Here is an 18,225-nt window from a genome sequence, read left to right on the forward strand (position 1 = left end):
TTGATGGCATTTACGGAACAGCAATATACAGAAATGAGCAAAAAGTTACAGCAAGTAAAGGAAGAAATTCATCGCTTTATTGTTGGGCAGGAGGAGGCGATTGATTACACATTATATGCAGTTTTAGCAGATGGGCACGCATTGTTAGAGGGCCTTCCAGGTTTAGGGAAAACAATGCTAATTCGCACGATTTCAGAGGTGTTGGATTTATCGTTTTCGCGTATTCAATTTACGCCGGACTTAATGCCAGCGGATATTACAGGAACGAGCATGATTGAGCGTACAGCAGATGGCAAGCAGCAATTTACATTTCAGCCAGGGCCCATTTTTAGCCAAATGGTATTAGCCGATGAAATTAACCGTGCAACACCAAAAACGCAAAGTGCTTTATTAGAGGCAATGGGAGAGAAAACCGTAACAATTTTAGGGGACACGAAAAAAATGGCGCAACCCTTTTTCGTATTAGCTACGCAAAACCCAATTGAAATGGAAGGAACATATCCATTGCCTGAAGCGCAAATGGACCGCTTCCTTTGTAAAATACTTGTGCCATATCCAACAAAGCAAGAGCTGATGGAAATTATGAAGCGCACAACAGGCGCTACAGAGATTGATTTGCAAAAAATAATGAATGCTGTGGAACTCATTGAAGCACAGCAAATGGTCAAAGAAGTGTTAGTCGCTGATGAAATGCTTGAATATGCGACAGAATTGATTGTTGCAACACATCCTGAAGGTGATTATGCGATTGATGAAGTAAAGCAATACGCATTATATGGTAGCGGACCACGTGGTTTGCAAAGTTTGATTAAGCTAGCAAAGGCACGTGCCTTAATCAATGGGCGTTTCCATGTTTCCGTAGCGGACATTAAAACAGTTGCTAAGCCTGTGCTGCGTCATCGTATGCTGTTGAATTATGAAGGGGAGGCTTCTGGTAAAACAGCAGATGATATTATCGATATTATTTTAGAAAAAGTGCAGCAAGGTGCTAGCAAGTGACAAATAAATATGTTTTGCCTGAGGATTGGCTCGTCAAAATCGGTCGCTTCCAAGTAGCAACGGCCTCCAAATTACGCGGGCAGCATAAAGGCTCGCACCGTTCGCAGCGCTTCGGAGCATCGCTTGATTTCTCAGATTTTCGTGAATATCATTTAGGTGATGATGTGCGACAAGTCGATTGGAATGTCTTTGCAAGAACAGATAAATATTTTATTAAACGCTTTTTAGATGAGCAGGAAATGCGTGTGCATATTTTGCTTGATACGACCAAATCAATGGCAGAAGGGGCAAAATGGCTTTTTGCAAGGCAAATTGCGACATCGCTTGGTTTAATGGTGCTTGGGCGTGATGATCGACTATCATTTTCTTATTTACAGGAGGAGCTAGTGCCACCGTTTCGCCGTAAAGGAGCAACGTATAGACGGGCTTTTCTCCAAGTTGTTTCAGCGATTGAGCAAGCGAATTACAGTGGAGGCTTTGCACAAGGTGCTTTAAGAGCCTTGCCAAAGGATAGCACGGTGCTATTTATATTGACAGATGGTTTAGAGCCTATTGAAGAGTGGGAGCAGCTATTAAAGCGATTGCCACGCTTTGCAGGAGATGTCCGCATTATTCAAATTGTCACAGCGGAGGAGCTTGCACCGAACTATACGGGAGATATGCGTCTGCTTGATAGCGAGACAGGTAACGACGTCAATGTCACGATGTCAACAAAAGTGTTAGACACATATACAGAAAGACGTTTATTACATGAACAACAATTTGATGCAATTTGTCATCGCTTTGGCGTTCGCAAATTGCAATTAAAGGTGGAGGATGGCTTGCAGCATGCTATATTCCATCAATTATTAAAAGCACATTGGATTAGGTGAGGTGAGCCGTATGGGCTTTAGTCAAATACTTTATAGCTGGACGGCCATCTTTCCAGTTATTGTCCTTCTTTATTATTTCTTTCGTAAAAAATATACGGATCAACCCGTTTCCTCAACGCTCTTTTGGGCAGAAATTATGCAGGAAACACGCGTATCACCATATTTAAAGCATTTGCAAAAAAATGCGTTGCTCTACTTGCAATTGTTAGCATTACTACTTCTTATGCTAGCACTTATGAATCCATTTATTCAGCAATCTAAAATTGCAGGGTCACAAATTGTATTTATCGTGGATACGTCAGCAACAATGCTTGCAGGGAAAGAGCAAGCGACATTTGAGCTACATAAACAGGAAATGCTGTCTCTTATCAATGATTTAAATGGTAGACCAATAACGTTGATTGTAACAGGGCATGCACCAACAGCAGTTTTACAGCAGGAGACGAATATCAATGCGATTGAGCAGGCAATTCAAGCACTACAAGTCACATATGAAACAGCTCAAATGCCAAAAGCGCTTGATGTAGCACAAGCATTTATTGGAGATGTCCCAACCTCTGTTTACATTTTTACTGATGTACTTGATAAAATGCAATTGCTAGTTGAAAAGGAAACAGTACAGTGGATTGTCAAAGGAGCAGCAAAGGATTTAAAAAATATTGCGATTACACGCTTTGCTGCAACGACAGATGGGCAAACAGCGATGGCGCTCGTACAGCTTCGCAATGATACGAACGAGGCACAGGAAACAATATTAACATTGTATGATGCTGAAAATCAGGAGCTAGTAAACGAAAAAGTAGCCTTACCTGCCAAGGAAATCGTCACAACAACCTTTAAAGAGCTGCCTGTGACACAAACGATTACTGCCAAAATTGATGCGCAAGATCATTACACTGTGGACAATACACAAACCGCATTACTGCAAACAACGAGCGCTGCATTAGTTGTTGATCAAAGCTTACATCAATTGATTCAAAAAGGCTTTCAAGCAATACAGCCAAATGTCAAAATGGTACCTGCATTGCAGCTAACGGATAATAAAGATGCAGTTATTGTTACAAATCAAGCAGCATTGCTTGGAGAAATGAAAAAGCCTGTCATTTTATTCGGGCGGGATGATGTAGAAAAGTTTGAGGCAGCAGGCCATGTAAATACGAAAAATGATGCATTGTTTGCCTTTAGCAATTTAAAGGATGTTTATGTTGGTGCATTATATGAGAGCTTTGACAATTATAAAACGATTGCTACGGTTGGTGAGGAGCCATTTATTCAGCTATCGCCTGAAGGGGATATTATTGTTTTAGCTGATATTGAAGATACAGATTGGCCTCTGCATCCATCGTTCCCGCTATTTTTGTGGAGTGCTGAGCAGCAGCTACTAGAATCTACAAGCTCATTAGGAATTTTCGCACCGAATGAGAGTCGCGTTGTCGCATTAGCACAAAGTGATTGGTCTGTTTATTCACAGACGGATGAATTTTTATCGACTGTGACAAATGGTATTTTAACTGCTCCAATGAAGCCTGATATTTATATTGTGCGTTCTGCGGATGAGGAGAAGCACTTTATTGTGCAGCTGCAGGCACAGGAGCGCATAATTGAAGAAGGAACAAGCTATACGATTGGTGCATTGCCAGACAACGAGCAAGAGGAGTTATCAAAATCATCCATCGTACCGTGGATAGTATTGCTTGTTTTATTATTGTTAGTTGTAGAATGGGAGGTGCAACGACGTCGTGGATTTACGAATTGATATACCGCTTGCATTGTTGCTATTACTTCCATTGCTCATTTATTTTATATGGACATTTTGGCGTGAACGACAACGTCTAAAAAAGAGTCATATTATCGTATTATGTATTCGCATTGCGGCAGTTTGCTGTCTTGTATTTGCCTTAGCAGCTCCTTATATTTTGCTACCAATTAAAGAAGAGCAAGTGATTTTTTTAGCCGATCGCTCAGCGTCAATGAATACGACAGAGCAGGAGTTAACTGATTTTATTATCGAAAGCCTGCAATCGAAAAAAGATAATCAAGCAGCAGGTATTTATTCCTTTGCTTCCACTGTGCAAACGGAGGCAACTTTATCGACAGATTTAAAAGAAGTGCCGAAATTTTCAGCATTACAAAATAATGGTGAAACGAATATCGAGCAAAGCTTGCAAATTGCGACAGGCATTGTTGATCCAAAAAAGGCAACGCGCTTTGTATTATTAACAGATGGCAATGAGACAAAGGGTGATGTGCTAGAATTTGCAACAAAGCTTAAAGGCTCTACGATGAGTATTGATGTCGTACCATTCCAGCAAAAAGTGTCAAATGATGTATCACTGAAAAGCTTCGTTTCGCCGCAAGTGGCTTATGCAGGAGAGCAACAGCAGCTTGTTACAGAAATTTATGCGACAGAGGAAGGGCAAGGGGAGCTTTTACTTTATGAAAATGACCAATTAATTCATCGTGAGGTAGTTGTATTAACAGAGGGCTCCAATGTTTTTACGTACAAGCATAGCATGAAATCGGAAGGGCTTGTGAAATATGAGGCGGTCGTACAAGTCGGAGAAGATGCGATTTATGAAAATAATAAGCTAACAAGTATTACGATGGTGCAAAGTGAGCCACGCTTACTAATTGTCAACGGATATGATATCGCATCTCCTATTGCAACAGCACTTGGTCAACAGGCAATTGCTCATGATGTGATAGCACCAGAAAGCTTACCGAATGACCTTTCTAACTACTTGCAATACAATGCGATTATTTTCGATAATGTGCCAGGGCATTTAGTCGGTGAAGCAAAAATGCTCGTTATTGAGCAAGCTGTTAAAAATTTCGGTGTTGGCTTTGCGATGATTGGCGGAGAAAATAGCTTTGGTTTAGGTGGTTATTTTAAAACACCGATTGAAGCATTGCTACCTGTTGAAATGGAAATTAAGGGAAAAGAACAGCTTCCTTCATTAGGCCTTGTCATTGTACTTGACCGCTCTGGCAGTATGTATGGTTCAAAGCTAGAGCTTGCTAAAGAGGCAGCCGCACGCTCAGTAGAGTTATTGCGTGATGAAGATACGTTAGGCTTTATCGCCTTTGATGATCGTCCGTGGGAAATTATTGAAACAGGCCCTTTACAAAGTAAGGATGAGGCGGTCGATACAATTTTATCTGTAACGCCAGGTGGCGGCACAGAAATTTATCGTTCCTTAGCATTAGCGTATGAAAATTTAGCCGACTTACAATTACAGCGTAAGCATATTATTTTATTAACAGATGGTCAATCACAGCCTGGTAATTATGAAGAATTAATTGAGGAAGGTAAAGGAAACAATATTACGCTTTCTACAGTAGCGATTGGTAGTGATGCAGATGGAGCATTACTACAGCAATTAAGTGAAATGGGAAGTGGACGCTTTTACGATGTTATTGATGAACAAACAATTCCTTCGATCTTATCACGAGAAACTGCAATGATTTCACGTACTTATATTGAGGATAATCCATTTTATCCGACAATTTATAGTGCAGCCGGCTGGGATGCATTGTTCGCACAAGGCGTTCCGCAAATGAATGCTTATATTGGTACAACAGCGAAGCAAGGTGCAATTGTTGTGGCGGAAAGTGAAAAAGAGGACCCAGTGCTTGCACAATGGCAATATGGTCTAGGAAAAACGTTTGCCTTCACATCTGATTCTACAGGTAAATGGACAGGCGATTGGGCAAGATGGCAGGATTGGGGCATGTTTTGGCAAACGATGCTGTCACAAATGTTGCCAAGCTATAATGATATTGCCTACGATGTTCGTTTAGAGGCAGATGGCTCCTTTATGATTACAGATCCGACAAATGAAGCAGCCTTTTTAGATATTGTCGCTGTCAATGAGATGGGAGAGGAGCTGGATACACAGCTCGAAATGATTTCTGCATCGCAAGTAAGAGCGACCGTAGATACTGAACAAGGGCTAATTTTCTTCCGTATTGCAGATGAGGAGCAAACGATTTATCAAGCAGGCTTAACGGTTCCATATAGTACGGAATACGAGCTGAAGCCTGTCAATAATAGTATGCTTGAGGAGCTAACAGCACAAACAGGTGGCGCTATTTTGGAAGAGCCTACTGAAGTATTTCGTGATTTTACAACGAAAGGTGCTGAGCGTCAAAATATTGCTGCCTGGCTAATGTTAGCAGGGATGCTGCTATTCTTTATCGATATTACGATACGCCGCTTTGGCTGGGGCTTCTTTGTTAAGTCAAGGAAGGAAGCAAAAGCTGTTGAATCAGCACCGGTACAAGCCGAGGATACAAATGTTGCACAGCTGTTGAAAGGCATGAAAAAACGCTCATAAAAAGGATGGTTGTTAAATGGATAAACAGCTGAATGAGTGGATAAGACGTTTTCAGCAAGAGAAGGATATCAAGGCATTAACCCATTTGAAAAATGAATGTGCCCATATGATTGAGCCTTTGATTATAGAATTTACAGAGAAATATGGCAATGAAGCTGGTGAGCTATTACGTTTAAAATGGGATAAACGATTTCATTTTATTTTTACAAAATATCAGTTAGATGTTGGCTTACCTTTAGAAAGCTTCGTGCAAAACACGTATCGTTTTTACTTTATGCAGGTGTTAGCGAAGGCAGGGTATCGATAAAAAAGGTGCTAGGAGATGAATTCTCCTAGCACCTTTTTCTAATGATTAACATTCGAGTTTTAGCCCTAGAAAATTGTATAATGGATAATAGTAAATATTAATTTTTAAGCTAGTCAAATAGGCTTGTATTATATTAAAAAATAGAACAAACGTTCCTTTGTGGGGGTGGGAATAGTGGAAAAGGTTTATAGCTTGTTAGAAAAAATGTATGATGAAATTCAAGGATTAAAAGGCGAGATGCGGGAGGTAAAAGGTGGATTACAGGATGTAAAGGAGGATGAAAGATTAGATTATGTGACATTGAAAGTTGCTAAAAATGAGCAAGATATTATGTTTTTACGCTACAAACAGTAAATGATTTTCTCTAAGAAATAGGAATGAAAGATGCAAAATAAAACTTTAAGAAAAAGGCGCAAGAAATCAAATTTTTCAATTGATTTCTTGCGCTTTTTGATTATATATTATTTCAATCCTTTGCCAAGTCCTTTTAAAAAATGGACGCCAAAATTGACAGCGCGGTTGACATCAGGGTCTTTTAGTTGCTTCATTAATTGTAAAACCCCGATTTTTTCATCTGCTTCTACAGCTTTATTTCCTTCATCTAGCCCACTGTTTAAAGCATCAATCAGCTTTGCTGTTGTGGCTGGGTCCATATCCGACAATGCTCCTGCCACACCCATTAAATTATTCATAATGTTTGTGATAGGCTTGCGTGTTAATTGCCCTAATGCGATATGGGCAACCTCTTCTTTTGCTTCAATAAGCTTTGATGCTGCCTCTAGTGCGCCAATGTCGTTTAACTCCGTTAAGATAGTGAAAATTTGCTTCACCGCATCCTCGTTGTTGGCAACAAGCTGCTTTAAATCCTCTAATTTTTGTGCCTGCAATTGCTCTGTCGTGAGCTCTTCTTTTTTAATAGTAGAAATTAATTTTGCCACTTGCTTAATTCCCCCCATTCGTTGTTAAATGCACATAGCCTGGACGATTCCATTTGCGCTGTACTTCAACACCATTTTGCGGATGGCGCTGCTTATAACGCGGATTTGTTCTAGGAAGTGGCGTTTTACCTTTAGGCTTTAACACCTCAATGCGCACCTTCGTTTGTTTATAGGCAGGTGTAGATGTGTTAATATCGGCAGCTGGACCTGTTAAAAAGTTAATTGCCGAATCCTTGCTAACAGAGTTCATCGGTAAAAATAGCTCATTACCTTGAACGCGATCTGTAACAAGCGCATTTAATTTCAATGCACCGTATGGCGAGACAAGGCGTAGCAGAGCGCCATCTTCAATACCACGTTCCTTTGCTAATTCAGGTGATACTTCAACGAAAATTTCAGGCACTTTCGCTTGAATGCCTTTTGATTTATTTGTTAAATTGCCTTCATGGAAATGCTCTAGCATACGTCCATTATTAATTAAGCAGTCATATTGTGCCTCATATTCCACAGGCTGCACCCAATCCTGTAAAGAAAAGCGTGCTTTTTTGTCAGGGAAGTTAAAGCCGTCTTCATATAATAAAGGTGTATCTTTACCATCTAAGCTACCCCAACAGAAGCTACCCCAGCCCTCTAATACATCATAGCTCGCTTCAGCAAATAAAGGTGACAAGCTAGCCATTTCAGCAAATATTTCACTTGGATGACTATAAGTCCAATTTGCACCTAGGCGACGTGCGACCATCTGTAAAATTTCCCAATCGGCTTTCGATTCACCGAGTGTTGGTAATGCTTGATATAAGCGTTGTACACGACGCTCTGTGTTTGTGAATGTCCCTTCTTTTTCAAGCGATGGAGCAGCAGGTAAAATAACATCGGCATATTGTGCGGTACGCGATAAGAAGCAATCTTGTACAACAAAGAAATCCAATTGTGACAGCACCTCATCAACATGGTTGGCATTGCAATCAACAAGTGCCATATCCTCTCCAACTAAATACATCGCCTTCATTTTACCTTCCATGATAGCATCAAGCATCGCCATATTTGTACGCCCCGGTTGTGCAGGAATTTTTGTACCATATGCCTGTTCAAATTTTGCACGTTCCTCATCATTTGTTACTTTTTGATAGCCTGGTAAAAGATGTGGTAATGTACCCATATCACAGGCGCCTTGTACATTGTTATGTCCGCGTAGTGGATATGCGCCTGCTCCTGAACGGCGATAGTTACCTGTCGCTAATAGCAAATTGGAGATGGCAGCAGACGTATAAGAACCACCTGTATTTTGTGTAACACCCATTCCCCAAAGAATACATGTGCCATCTGCATCGCGAATCATTTCAGCTACGTGAATTAACGTCTCTTTATTGATACCTGTTTGTTGCTCTGCATAGTCTAATGTGTATTTTTCAAGCACCTCTTTAAATTCTCCGAAGTGATTGACATTTTCTTGGATAAAGGCTTCATCATGCCAGCCTTGGTCAATCATATATTTTGTCACAGCCATTAACCATACTTGGTCTGTGCCTTGCTTTGGACGCATGAAAATATCGGAGCGCTCTGCCATTTCATGCTTGCGAATATCTGCAACGATTAATTTTTGTCCGTGTAGCTTATGGGCACGTTTGACACGTGTAGCGAGTACAGGGTGTCCTTCAGCCGGGTTTGCACCAACAATGATGACAAGACCTGCTTTAGCAATATCCTTAATAGTACCAGCGTCACCACCTAGACCAACTGTACGAATTAAGCCATCTGTCGCAGGCGATTGGCAGTAACGTGAGCAGTTATCAACATCATTCGTTTGGAACAATTGACGTGCCATTTTTTGAATCAAATAGTTTTCCTCATTCGTAATTTTTGAAGAAGAAATAAAGCCGATAGAGCCTGAACCATATTGCTCGTGAATGCTCCCTAACTTTCTAGAAATTAAATCAAGCGCTTCGTCCCAAGAGGATTCGACAAATTCATCGTTTTTACGAATTAATGGCTTTGTTAGGCGCTCTTCAGAGTTAATGAAATCCCAGCCAAATTTCCCTTTCACACAAGTGGAAATAGCATTAACAGGCCCTTCAGAAGGCTGCACCTTTAAAATTTTGCGTCCCTTTGTCCATACTTCGAATGAACAGCCTACACCGCAAAATGTACAAACTGTTTTCGTTTTTTTCGTGCGCTTGCTACGCATTGCAGCCTCTACTTCAGAAATCGCAAAAATACCGCTATAGCCCGGCTCAACCTCTTTAATTAAGTGAATCATTGGGTCTAACATATCCTGCTTCAGCCCTGTCATAAAGCCGGCCTCACCAAGCATCGTTTTTTCCATTAGTGCATTACACGGACATACTGTGACACATTGACCACAGCTTACACAGGAGGAGTCGTTAATCGCAACGCCCATATCCCAAATAACACGTGGTCTATCGGCTTCCCAATCAAGCGATAATGTTTCATTGACCTGCAAGTTTTGGCAAACCTCTACACATTGACCACAAGCGATACATTGATTTGGGTCGTAGCGGTAAAAAGGATGTGACATATCGACTTCATGTGGTTCTACTTTCGGTTTATAGGGATATTTTTGATGCTCTATTTCCATCATTTCAGCTGTATTATGCAATGTACAATTGCCATTGTTATTATCGCAAACGGTACAGTACAGCAAGTGATTTTCTAATAAACGATCCATCGCTTCGGTTTGGGCAGCCTTTGCTTTGGCAGAAGCTAGCTGGACATTCATTCCTTGTTGCGCCTTTGTTGAACATGAACGCACTAATTGTCCATCAACCTCAACGATACACGTATCGCATGTTTCGATTGGATCGACTGCTGGTACATGGCAAATTTGCGGATGCGTAATGCCATTTTGGTTAATCGTATCAAGAATTGTTGCCCCTTCAGTTATAGGATATGCTACGCCGTTAATTGTAATATTGTTCAAAGTCAGTTCCTCCTCTTTCTCTCCGACTAAAAATGCTCAGAAGTGCACCCCCTCATTTGCGCTAGCATCTTCGCATGAAACTAAAAAATCCACCAAGAAATGACACGCTATTTGCATGTTAGTCATTCAAGGTGGATAAAACTCTTAGCAGAACGTGCTAAAAACTCAATCTACTGTTCAGTTAATTCACAATAGCACTCAAACATTAAAATTCATCATGAATTAAAATATCTCAATCCCATTCGTATATCTTTTATTATAGCCCCTTTATTTAGAATGAACAATCCTTTATTTTTCCCTTTCAATTTTTTTCGAGGTACTATATTATTAACAAACTAGTAGGGTGGCAAAATTATTTGATGTAAGGAGAATCGCAATATGTCTAAAAAAATACATGAATTTAACGATATGATCCGCAAGTTGCGCAAAGATTTATTCGGAAAAGGACCTGAACGTATCCAGACAGTTTTCGTTGGCAATATGGCGATTTCGACTTTGTATGGCAATTTAACACCGACGGAAAAATTTATTGCAAGTACAGCAGAAGGCTTAAAAACAGTGCATGCTGCGCGTACCAATATGATTCAGGAGCTATACGCCAAAGAACCACCAACGGCATTAGAGGAATTAGTAGGGACGAAATTACTGCATCTGTTTACAGATATTAAAATTGAGGAAGATATCGCAATCTCCGTATTTATGTTTGAAAATACTATTAGCGAATAGAGGCGATGACTGATGGAAAAGGCAGTTATACGAGAGGTTTTACGCGTTGATAACGAGCAAGTGAAAACGCTTGAAGATATGATTGTGACAGAGTATGCGGTGACGCTTAAAATTAATCAGCAGGAATTTGTGACGATGGTTTGTACACCTGAATATGTCGAGGATATGGTCGTTGGTTATTTAGCCTCTGAGCGTGTTATACGTAACTTTGAGGACATTGAGAATATTTGGTATCAGCAGGAGGAAGGCTTCGTGCATATTACAACAAAGCGATTAAATCCTTATTATCAGCAAATACAAAATAAGCGTTATATTACTTCTTGCTGTGGCATGAGCAGACAAGGCTTTGTTTTTGCCAATGATGCTTTGACAGCGAAAACAATGAAGGATAGCAATATCCAAATTACGACAGAGGATTGCTTCCGCTTTATGCAAGAGATGCAAAATACAGCGCTAACCTTTAAGCAAACGGGAGGTGTGCATAATGCCGCATTATGTGATCGCAACGGCATAATATTGACGCGTATGGATATTGGTCGTCATAATGCGCTCGATAAAATATACGGTTATTGTTTGCGACAACAAATTGATATGCGTGATAAAATTACCGTTTTTAGCGGGCGCATTTCATCTGAAATTTTATTAAAGGTATCAAAAATTGGCTGTGCCATTGTTTTATCGAAATCGGCTCCGACAGAATTAGCATTGCAATTAGCCGAGCAATTAGGTATTACGACAGTAGGCTTTATAAGATACAATTCACTTAATATTTATACACACCCACAGCGCATCCAGCTACCAAAACAATGAAAGGAGGGGCTATGATGACTGTACATGACAAGCTTAATAGACCATTGCGCGATTTGCGTATATCGGTAACAGACCGCTGCAATTTCCGCTGCCAGTATTGCATGCCAGCAGAGATATTTGGACCAGATTATGCCTTTTTGCCATCTGATAAAATTTTAAGCTTTGAAGAAATCGAACGCGTAGTAAAAATTTTCGTAGCACTTGGTGTCAAAAAGGTGCGAATTACAGGTGGTGAACCGTTGCTGCGTCGCGATTTACCTACATTAATTGAGCGCCTTCATCAAATACAAGGTGTAGAGGATATTGCTTTAACAACAAATGGTACTTTATTAAAAAAATATGCACAGGCTTTAGCGCAAGCGGGTTTGTCGAGGGTGTCTGTTAGCTTAGATTCATTAGATGAGCAACGCTTTGCCGAGATGAATGGGCAACGTGGAAAAGTGGTAACAGTGCTAGAAGGAATTGAAAAAGCAGTTGAAGCAGGATTAGCTGTGAAAATTAATATGGTTGTTCAAAAAGGAAAAAATGAACAAGACATTGCAGAAATGGCGCGCTTTTTTAAGGAAAAACAGCATATTTTACGCTTCATCGAATATATGGATGTTGGCAATTCTAATGGTTGGCGCTTAGACGATGTAGTGTCGAAAAAGGAGATTCTTACACAGGTACAGGAGTTTTCACCATTGCAACCAGTTGAGCCGAATTATATAGGTGAGGTAGCGACGCGCTATCAATACGAGGATGGACAAGGAGAAATTGGTGTTATTTCATCTGTAACTGATTCTTTTTGCTCGACATGCTCACGTGCTCGTATTTCAGCAGAAGGCACATTGTACACATGTTTATTTGCTACAACCGGTGTCAATTTGCGAGAATTATTGCGCTCCGATGCAGATGATACAGTGATTACTGAGAAAATTGCAAGTGTATGGGAGCAGCGTACAGATCGTTATTCAGATGAACGCACAGAACAAACGATACAAAAAAGAAGAAACACAAAAATTGAAATGTCACATATTGGAGGTTGAAAATTATGTAGTTCAAAGGTAATGATTCGCTCAACGAATGAAGAAATTCGCTCAACCAATCGTCAAATTCGCCCAACGAACAGGTGAAATCGCTCAACCAATGTTTGTTTTCGCCCGTTAGAGAGGGGCATGTCTGGAATTCAGACAGCCCCCTCGCATTAGTCACGCATATATGTGCCGCTTTTGCCACCGGTTTTCTGTACAAGATAGGTTTCTTTAATAACCATCGATTTGTCAACAGCTTTGCACATATCGTAAAACGTTAGTGCGGCAACCGAAACAGCTGTTAATGCTTCCATTTCTACACCTGTTTTGCCATTGCATTTGACAGTTGCTTCGATATGTAGCTCATAGCCTGAAGTGCCTTGTTGATACGTGAATTGGAAATCAGTACCTTGCAGCATAATTGGATGGCACATTGGAATAATATCCGATGTTTTTTTAGCAGCCATAATACCCGCAATTTGTGCAACTTGTGTTGGGTCACCTTTTTTAATATGACCTTGCTGAATAGCTTGATATAATTCATCTGATAAAGTGATTGTGCTACGCGCGATAGCTGTGCGCTGTGTAACGTCCTTTGTCGAAATATCGACCATCTTTGGACGACCTTGCTCATTCCAATGGGTAAAATTGTTCATCGTTTGACTCCTTTGCCAATCTTGTGGTGTGTTGATATTGGTAAATGTCATTGTATCGCTTTCAAATGGGACATAGCAAACACGAAGCTTTTCCAACAAAGCCTGCATGCTGCGTCGATTTTGCTGAACGAGCTTGCTTGCAAAGGGATAGGCAGTACGGCGATATAGGGCAACAAGTGGCTGCAACCTGTCAGCTTGCTGCGGCACGATGGCATCATAGCGCTCATCTATAAAAGACAGCAATGCTTTAACAAGTGCTGCATCAATAAAAGGCATATCGCTTGCTAAAACAAAAAACCACTCAACAGCAGGAAAGTTTTCCATAATATTATGCAACGCAAAAAGCGGACCTTGATGTGGCTGTTGCTCAATTAGCCACTGTACATTATCTTGTGCAAAGCCTTGCTGCAAGTGCGCATTTGTGGCGATAATTAAAGGCTGTAGCTGATTTTGCTGTAAAGCGTTTAAGCTGTATTGATAAAGGGGCTGACCTGCAAATTGCTCAAACATTTTTGGCTGACCATAACGTGAAGATTGCCCACCTGCTAAGACGACACCTGCGATATTCATAAGCGCTGCAACTCGCCAACAAAATGTTGAATCGTCGGTATAATGAGCTGCGTCATTGCAAGTGTAACAGCGTTTGTGGAGCCTGGTAGCACATAAATAGCTGTTTGCTGACAGCTGCCTGCTGTTGCACGGCTAAACATTGCTTTTGCGCCAATTTCATTGTAGCTTAACGCGCGAAATAATTCGCCAAACCCTGTCATTTCCTTCTCAAAAAGGGGCACGACTGTATCATAAGTTTGGTCTCTTGCGGTAAAGCCTGTACCACCTGTGATAAGAATGGCATGAACCGTCGGGTCAGCGCACCAGCCTTGTAGATGGTGAGCAATTTCAGCAGGCTCATCTTGTACAATTTGATAGTCTGCTAAGGAGAAGGAGGCGTCCTCAAGCAATGCTTGAATACGTTGCCCACTCTTATCATCTGCTACTGTCCGTGTGTCGCTTACTGTTAAAACAGCCGCATGTATAGTAAGGTGTTGATGTGTTGGATGTGTCATAGTAATTCTCCTTTTTAAAGTTCATTATAATCAAAATCTAAACAGAAAGGCAAAAGTGCCATGCAAGATAGATATTCAAGACAACAATTATTTCAGCCCATTGGACAACTTGGGCAACAGCAGCTCCAGCAAAAGCATGTGCTGATTGTTGGTGTTGGCGCGTTGGGTAGTGCGAGTGCAGAAGCGCTTGTACGTGCGGGTATTGGTAAGCTGACATTAGTTGACCGTGATTATGTAGAATGGAGCAATTTGCAAAGGCAGCAGCTTTATACAGAGCAAGACGCTTGTAATAAAATACCGAAAGTGATTGCAGCGCAGCAACGCTTACAGCAAATTAATCGCGATGTGCTGATTGATGTACATATTGTAGATGCACATACAGAGCAGTTTGTAGCATTGTTAGATGGCGTAGATGTCATAATGGATGCAACAGATAACTTTGATATTCGGTTTTTCCTTAACGATCTTGCGCAAAAGCATCAAATACCGTGGGTGTATGGTTCATGTGTCGGTAGCTATGGGGCTACGTATACTATAGTGCCAAACGTGACACCTTGCTTACATTGTTTATTATCCGTCATACCAAATACAGGGGCAACTTGTGATACAGTTGGCATTATTAGTCCAACAGTGCAAATTGTAGCAGCCTATCAAGTGGCAGAGATATTAAAAATTTTAGTAGGAAATATGACAGCTTTACGCAAAAGCTATTTAATATTTGATGTTTGGCAAAACCAGCATTATGAAATTAATGTGGATAAAGTAAGGAAGCACGATTGCTCATCCTGTGGCACAAATCCGACATATCCATATTTATCTTATGAAAATCAAACAAAGCTGGAAGTATTATGTGGCCGCGATGCTGTGCAAATTCGTCCGCCACAACGAATTCACTATGACTTGCAGCAACTCGCAGAAAAACTTCAACACCATGGGGATATCCAGAAAAATCCATATTTACTTTCCTGTCAAACAGCAGATTATCGCTTTGTACTGTTTCAAGATGGGCGAGTTGTCATTCATGGTGTGCAAGACATTCAACAAGCGAAAAGCATTTACTATCGTTTTTTAGGATAAAGGAGTGTTTCATATGATAGAACAAAGAAAGCCGATTGCAGTAGCAGAGGCTGTGCAACGTGTCATGAATTATGCGTATCAAGCACAAACAGAAACGATTCCATTACAGCAAGCTTATGGACGTTTTTTAGCAGAAGATATTGCGGCTGACCAAGATGTCCCTGCCTTTGACCGTTCTCCTTACGATGGCTATGCAATACGTTCCATTGATAGTGAGGGAGCGAATGCTGAAAAGTCTGTTGTTTTCCAAGTAGTAGGAGAGATTGGTGCAGGCTATGTTTATGATGGCATCATCGGTGAGCGACAAGCAGTACGCATTATGACAGGGGCCATGATTCCACAGGGCTGTGATGCTGTTGTCATGCTCGAAATTACACAAAGCTTTGAGCAAAATGGGCAAGCCTATATGTCGCTGAAACGACAAATACAAGCAGGTACTAATATTTCTTACAAAGGCGAAGATATTCAAAAGGATGCTATTTTAATCACAAAAGGGCAGTATATTAATCCAGGTGTTGTGGCCTTATTAGCTACATTCGGTTATCCTCATGTAACGGTTTTTAAAAAGCCAATTATCGGTGTGATTGCAACTGGCAGTGAATTATTAGAGCCCCATGAAGCATTGCAAGCTGGTAAAATTCGCAATAGCAATGCGTATATGGTGATGGCACAAATAGAACGCGCAGGAGCAACGGCAAAATATTTTGGACAATTAAGCGATAATTTGGAGCTATGCATTCAAGCTGTGCAAGAGGCTTTACAGGAAGTAGATATATTGATTACTACGGGCGGTGTATCTGTTGGTGATTATGATTATTTACCAGCGATTTATGAGGCAATTGGCGCAGAGGTGTTGTTTAATAAAGTAGCAATGCGCCCAGGCAGTGTGACGACAGTGGCAATGCGTGATGGACAGCTATTATACGGTTTATCAGGCAATCCATCTGCTTGTTATGTCGGCTTTGAGCTATTTGCACGCCCGATTATTCGCACAGCCTTTCACAATCCACGGCCTCATTTACGACGTGAGCAGGCGGTATTAGGTGCTGATTTTCCAAAGCCGAACCCATTTACGCGCTTTGTACGTGCAATGGTTTCCTTCCAAAATGGGCAACTAGTAGCTGTACCTTGTGGTTTTGATAAATCAAGTGCTGTATCTTCACTAGAAGGAGCTAATGCCTTTATTGTGCTGCCAGGCGGTTCGCGTGGCTATGGGAAAGGAATGCAAGTGGTCGTTTTATTATTAGAGGATACGCAAGGAAGTGAATGGCCTTGGGACAGCATCGAAAAATCCTCCAGATTGTAGGTTATCAAAATAGCGGAAAAACAACATTGATGGAGCAGCTCATTAGTAGTGCAACAAAGCAAGGGCTTCGTGTCGCAACGATTAAGCATCATGGACATGGCGGCGCGCCACAAGTAGATAAGACGAAGGATAGTGCGCGCCATGAAGCGGCTGGTGCTACTATAACCGCTGTCGAAGGGGAAGGGACTTTGCGACTAAGCATACAACAACAATGCTGGGAACTAGCAGATATTGTGGCAATTTATGATGCTTTCCCTATAGATTGCTTGTTGATTGAAGGCTATAAAAAGGCGCATTATCCAAAAGTTGTCCTGTTACGCACAGAGGCAGATGAAGTGCTATTGCAGCAGCTATCCAATATTGTCTGTGTGATTTATTGGCATAAGCAACTTTCAGTGGACTATCCCATTTTTTCAATTAATGAAACTGCACAATATATTGATTTTTTAATGACAGAAATGAGGAAAGATTGATGTTTGAAATTACCGATAAGCCGATTGATGTGGAACAGGTAAGGGGAAAAGTAGTCAGCCGTAATGCAGGGGCGATTACTGTTTTTATTGGCACTGTAAGAGAAATGACTGCGGGCAAAAAAACGTTACATTTAGAGTATCAAGCCTACACACTGATGGCACTTAAAATGTTTGAGCAAATTGCAAAAGAGGTACAGGAGCGCTGGACAGATGCACAAATTGCCATTAGCCATCGCATTGGGCATTTAGCCATTTCGGATATTGCGGTTGTTATAGCTGTATCTTCACCACATCGCAAAGCAGCATATGAAGCAAACGAATATGCCATCGACCGCATTAAACAAATTGTGCCGATTTGGAAAAAAGAGCATTGGGAAGATGGCACAGAATGGATAGGCGATCAATTGGAAAACATTCCTTATCCAACAGGCATGCCCTCATTAAACAAGGAGGACTAGGTACGATGAATATTTTATTATTTGCTCATTTACAAGAAGTAATTGGGCAACCCCAGCTAACAGTTGATTTACCACAATGTACGGTAGGTGAGCTGAAGCAATGGATGACAAGCAATTACCCGAATATTTCCTTGCAGCAAGTGATGGTTGCAGTAAACGAGGAGTTCGCTTTAGATACAACGATTATTCAACCACAGGACACAGTAGCCTTTATCCCGCCAATCAGTGGGGGATGAGAATTAAACTCGCAA

General features: G+C 41.0%; 18 protein-coding genes and 1 pseudogene. 14 read left to right on the forward strand and 5 right to left on the reverse strand.

Annotated features, from left to right (window positions below; translation table 11 throughout):
• Window positions 1–3 precede the first annotated feature (3 nt).
• The 6 genes from M3Z76_RS08180 (at window position 4) to M3Z76_RS08205 (ending at window position 6,869) form a co-directional block, all read left to right on the forward strand.
• Window positions 4–999, forward strand: a complete 996-nt coding sequence (locus M3Z76_RS08180; protein ID WP_293922350.1) for an AAA family ATPase — start codon at window positions 4–6, stop codon at window positions 997–999.
• Entirely contained in the window at window positions 996–1,871 is an 876-nt protein-coding gene (locus tag M3Z76_RS08185) for a DUF58 domain-containing protein (protein WP_293922352.1), read from the forward strand. The genes M3Z76_RS08180 and M3Z76_RS08185 overlap by 4 nt, the downstream gene beginning before the upstream one ends.
• Window positions 1,872–1,881: 10 nt before the next feature.
• On the forward strand, window positions 1,882–3,627 hold the full coding sequence (locus M3Z76_RS08190) for a vWA domain-containing protein (RefSeq protein ID WP_293922353.1): 1,746 nt from the start codon (window positions 1,882–1,884) through the stop codon (window positions 3,625–3,627).
• A complete protein-coding gene (locus M3Z76_RS08195) occupies window positions 3,611–6,208 on the forward strand; it encodes a VWA domain-containing protein (protein ID WP_293922355.1) in 2,598 nt (865 codons plus the stop codon). The genes M3Z76_RS08190 and M3Z76_RS08195 overlap by 17 nt, the downstream gene beginning before the upstream one ends.
• 16 nt (window positions 6,209–6,224) lie before the next feature.
• On the forward strand, window positions 6,225–6,515 hold the full coding sequence (locus M3Z76_RS08200; RefSeq protein WP_293922357.1) for a hypothetical protein: 291 nt from the start codon (window positions 6,225–6,227) through the stop codon (window positions 6,513–6,515).
• A 174-nt stretch (window positions 6,516–6,689) separates the two neighbouring features.
• A complete protein-coding gene (locus M3Z76_RS08205; RefSeq protein WP_293922358.1) occupies window positions 6,690–6,869 on the forward strand; it encodes a hypothetical protein in 180 nt (59 codons plus the stop codon).
• A gap of 107 nt (window positions 6,870–6,976) precedes the next feature.
• Here the strand turns inward: M3Z76_RS08205 and M3Z76_RS08210 are convergent, their stop codons facing one another.
• A complete protein-coding gene (locus tag M3Z76_RS08210) occupies window positions 6,977–7,453 on the reverse strand; it encodes a helical membrane plugin domain-containing protein (protein WP_483310151.1) in 477 nt (158 codons plus the stop codon).
• 4 nt (window positions 7,454–7,457) lie between these two features.
• On the reverse strand, window positions 7,458–10,391 hold the full coding sequence (gene fdhF, locus M3Z76_RS08215) for a formate dehydrogenase subunit alpha (RefSeq protein WP_293922361.1): 2,934 nt from the start codon (window positions 10,389–10,391) through the stop codon (window positions 7,458–7,460).
• Window positions 10,392–10,769: 378 nt separating this feature from the next.
• Between fdhF and M3Z76_RS08220 the strand changes: the two genes are divergently transcribed.
• The 3 genes from M3Z76_RS08220 to moaA are packed head-to-tail and all read left to right on the forward strand — an operon-like array spanning window position 10,770 to window position 12,955.
• The gene (locus tag M3Z76_RS08220; RefSeq protein ID WP_293922363.1) at window positions 10,770–11,117 is read left to right on the forward strand and encodes a Na-translocating system protein MpsC family protein; all 348 of its coding nucleotides are present in this window, start codon (window positions 10,770–10,772) and stop codon (window positions 11,115–11,117) included.
• A 12-nt stretch (window positions 11,118–11,129) separates the two neighbouring features.
• Window positions 11,130–11,927, forward strand: coding sequence for a formate dehydrogenase accessory sulfurtransferase FdhD (gene fdhD / locus M3Z76_RS08225; protein ID WP_293922366.1), 798 nt, complete (start codon window positions 11,130–11,132; stop codon window positions 11,925–11,927).
• An 11-nt stretch (window positions 11,928–11,938) separates the two neighbouring features.
• Window positions 11,939–12,955: a GTP 3',8-cyclase MoaA gene (gene moaA, locus M3Z76_RS08230; RefSeq protein ID WP_293922369.1), complete on the forward strand. Its 1,017-nt coding sequence runs from the start codon at window positions 11,939–11,941 to the stop codon at window positions 12,953–12,955.
• 158 nt (window positions 12,956–13,113) lie between these two features.
• Here the strand turns inward: moaA and moaC are convergent, their stop codons facing one another.
• The 3 genes and pseudogenes from moaC to M3Z76_RS08245 form a co-directional block, all read right to left on the reverse strand.
• Entirely contained in the window at window positions 13,114–13,596 is a 483-nt protein-coding gene (gene moaC, locus M3Z76_RS08235; RefSeq protein ID WP_293922459.1) for a cyclic pyranopterin monophosphate synthase MoaC, read from the reverse strand.
• A gap of 99 nt (window positions 13,597–13,695) precedes the next feature.
• Window positions 13,696–14,166: pseudogene (locus M3Z76_RS08240) on the reverse strand (molybdenum cofactor guanylyltransferase); the annotation flags it as partial.
• Window positions 14,163–14,660 carry a MogA/MoaB family molybdenum cofactor biosynthesis protein gene (locus M3Z76_RS08245; protein WP_293922371.1) on the reverse strand — a complete coding sequence of 166 codons (498 nt, stop codon included), beginning with the start codon at window positions 14,658–14,660 and terminating at the stop codon, window positions 14,163–14,165. The gene M3Z76_RS08245 and the pseudogene M3Z76_RS08240, both read right to left, overlap by 4 nt.
• Window positions 14,661–14,720: 60 nt before the next feature.
• Between M3Z76_RS08245 and M3Z76_RS08250 the strand changes: the two genes are divergently transcribed.
• From M3Z76_RS08250 to moaD, 5 genes are read left to right on the forward strand one after another with little or no spacing between them, the layout of a single operon-like run.
• The gene (locus M3Z76_RS08250; protein WP_293922373.1) at window positions 14,721–15,737 is read left to right on the forward strand and encodes a MoeB/ThiF family adenylyltransferase; all 1,017 of its coding nucleotides are present in this window, start codon (window positions 14,721–14,723) and stop codon (window positions 15,735–15,737) included.
• Between the two features lie 13 nt (window positions 15,738–15,750).
• A complete protein-coding gene (locus M3Z76_RS08255; protein WP_293922374.1) occupies window positions 15,751–17,043 on the forward strand; it encodes a molybdopterin molybdotransferase MoeA in 1,293 nt (430 codons plus the stop codon).
• Window positions 17,004–17,516 (forward strand): molybdopterin-guanine dinucleotide biosynthesis protein B, encoded by a 513-nt coding sequence (gene mobB, locus M3Z76_RS08260; RefSeq protein ID WP_293922377.1) that lies wholly within the window; start codon window positions 17,004–17,006, stop codon window positions 17,514–17,516. The genes M3Z76_RS08255 and mobB overlap by 40 nt, the downstream gene beginning before the upstream one ends.
• Window positions 17,516–17,974, forward strand: a complete 459-nt coding sequence (locus M3Z76_RS08265; protein ID WP_293922379.1) for a molybdenum cofactor biosynthesis protein MoaE — start codon at window positions 17,516–17,518, stop codon at window positions 17,972–17,974. Before mobB ends, M3Z76_RS08265 begins: the two co-directional genes overlap by 1 nt.
• Window positions 17,975–17,979: 5 nt before the next feature.
• Window positions 17,980–18,210 carry a molybdopterin converting factor subunit 1 gene (gene moaD, locus M3Z76_RS08270; RefSeq protein WP_293922381.1) on the forward strand — a complete coding sequence of 77 codons (231 nt, stop codon included), beginning with the start codon at window positions 17,980–17,982 and terminating at the stop codon, window positions 18,208–18,210.
• Window positions 18,211–18,225 lie beyond the last annotated feature (15 nt).

This window comes from Metasolibacillus sp., assembly GCF_025291715.1.
In the GTDB taxonomy this organism is placed as follows: domain Bacteria; phylum Bacillota; class Bacilli; order Bacillales_A; family Planococcaceae; genus Metasolibacillus; species Metasolibacillus louembei.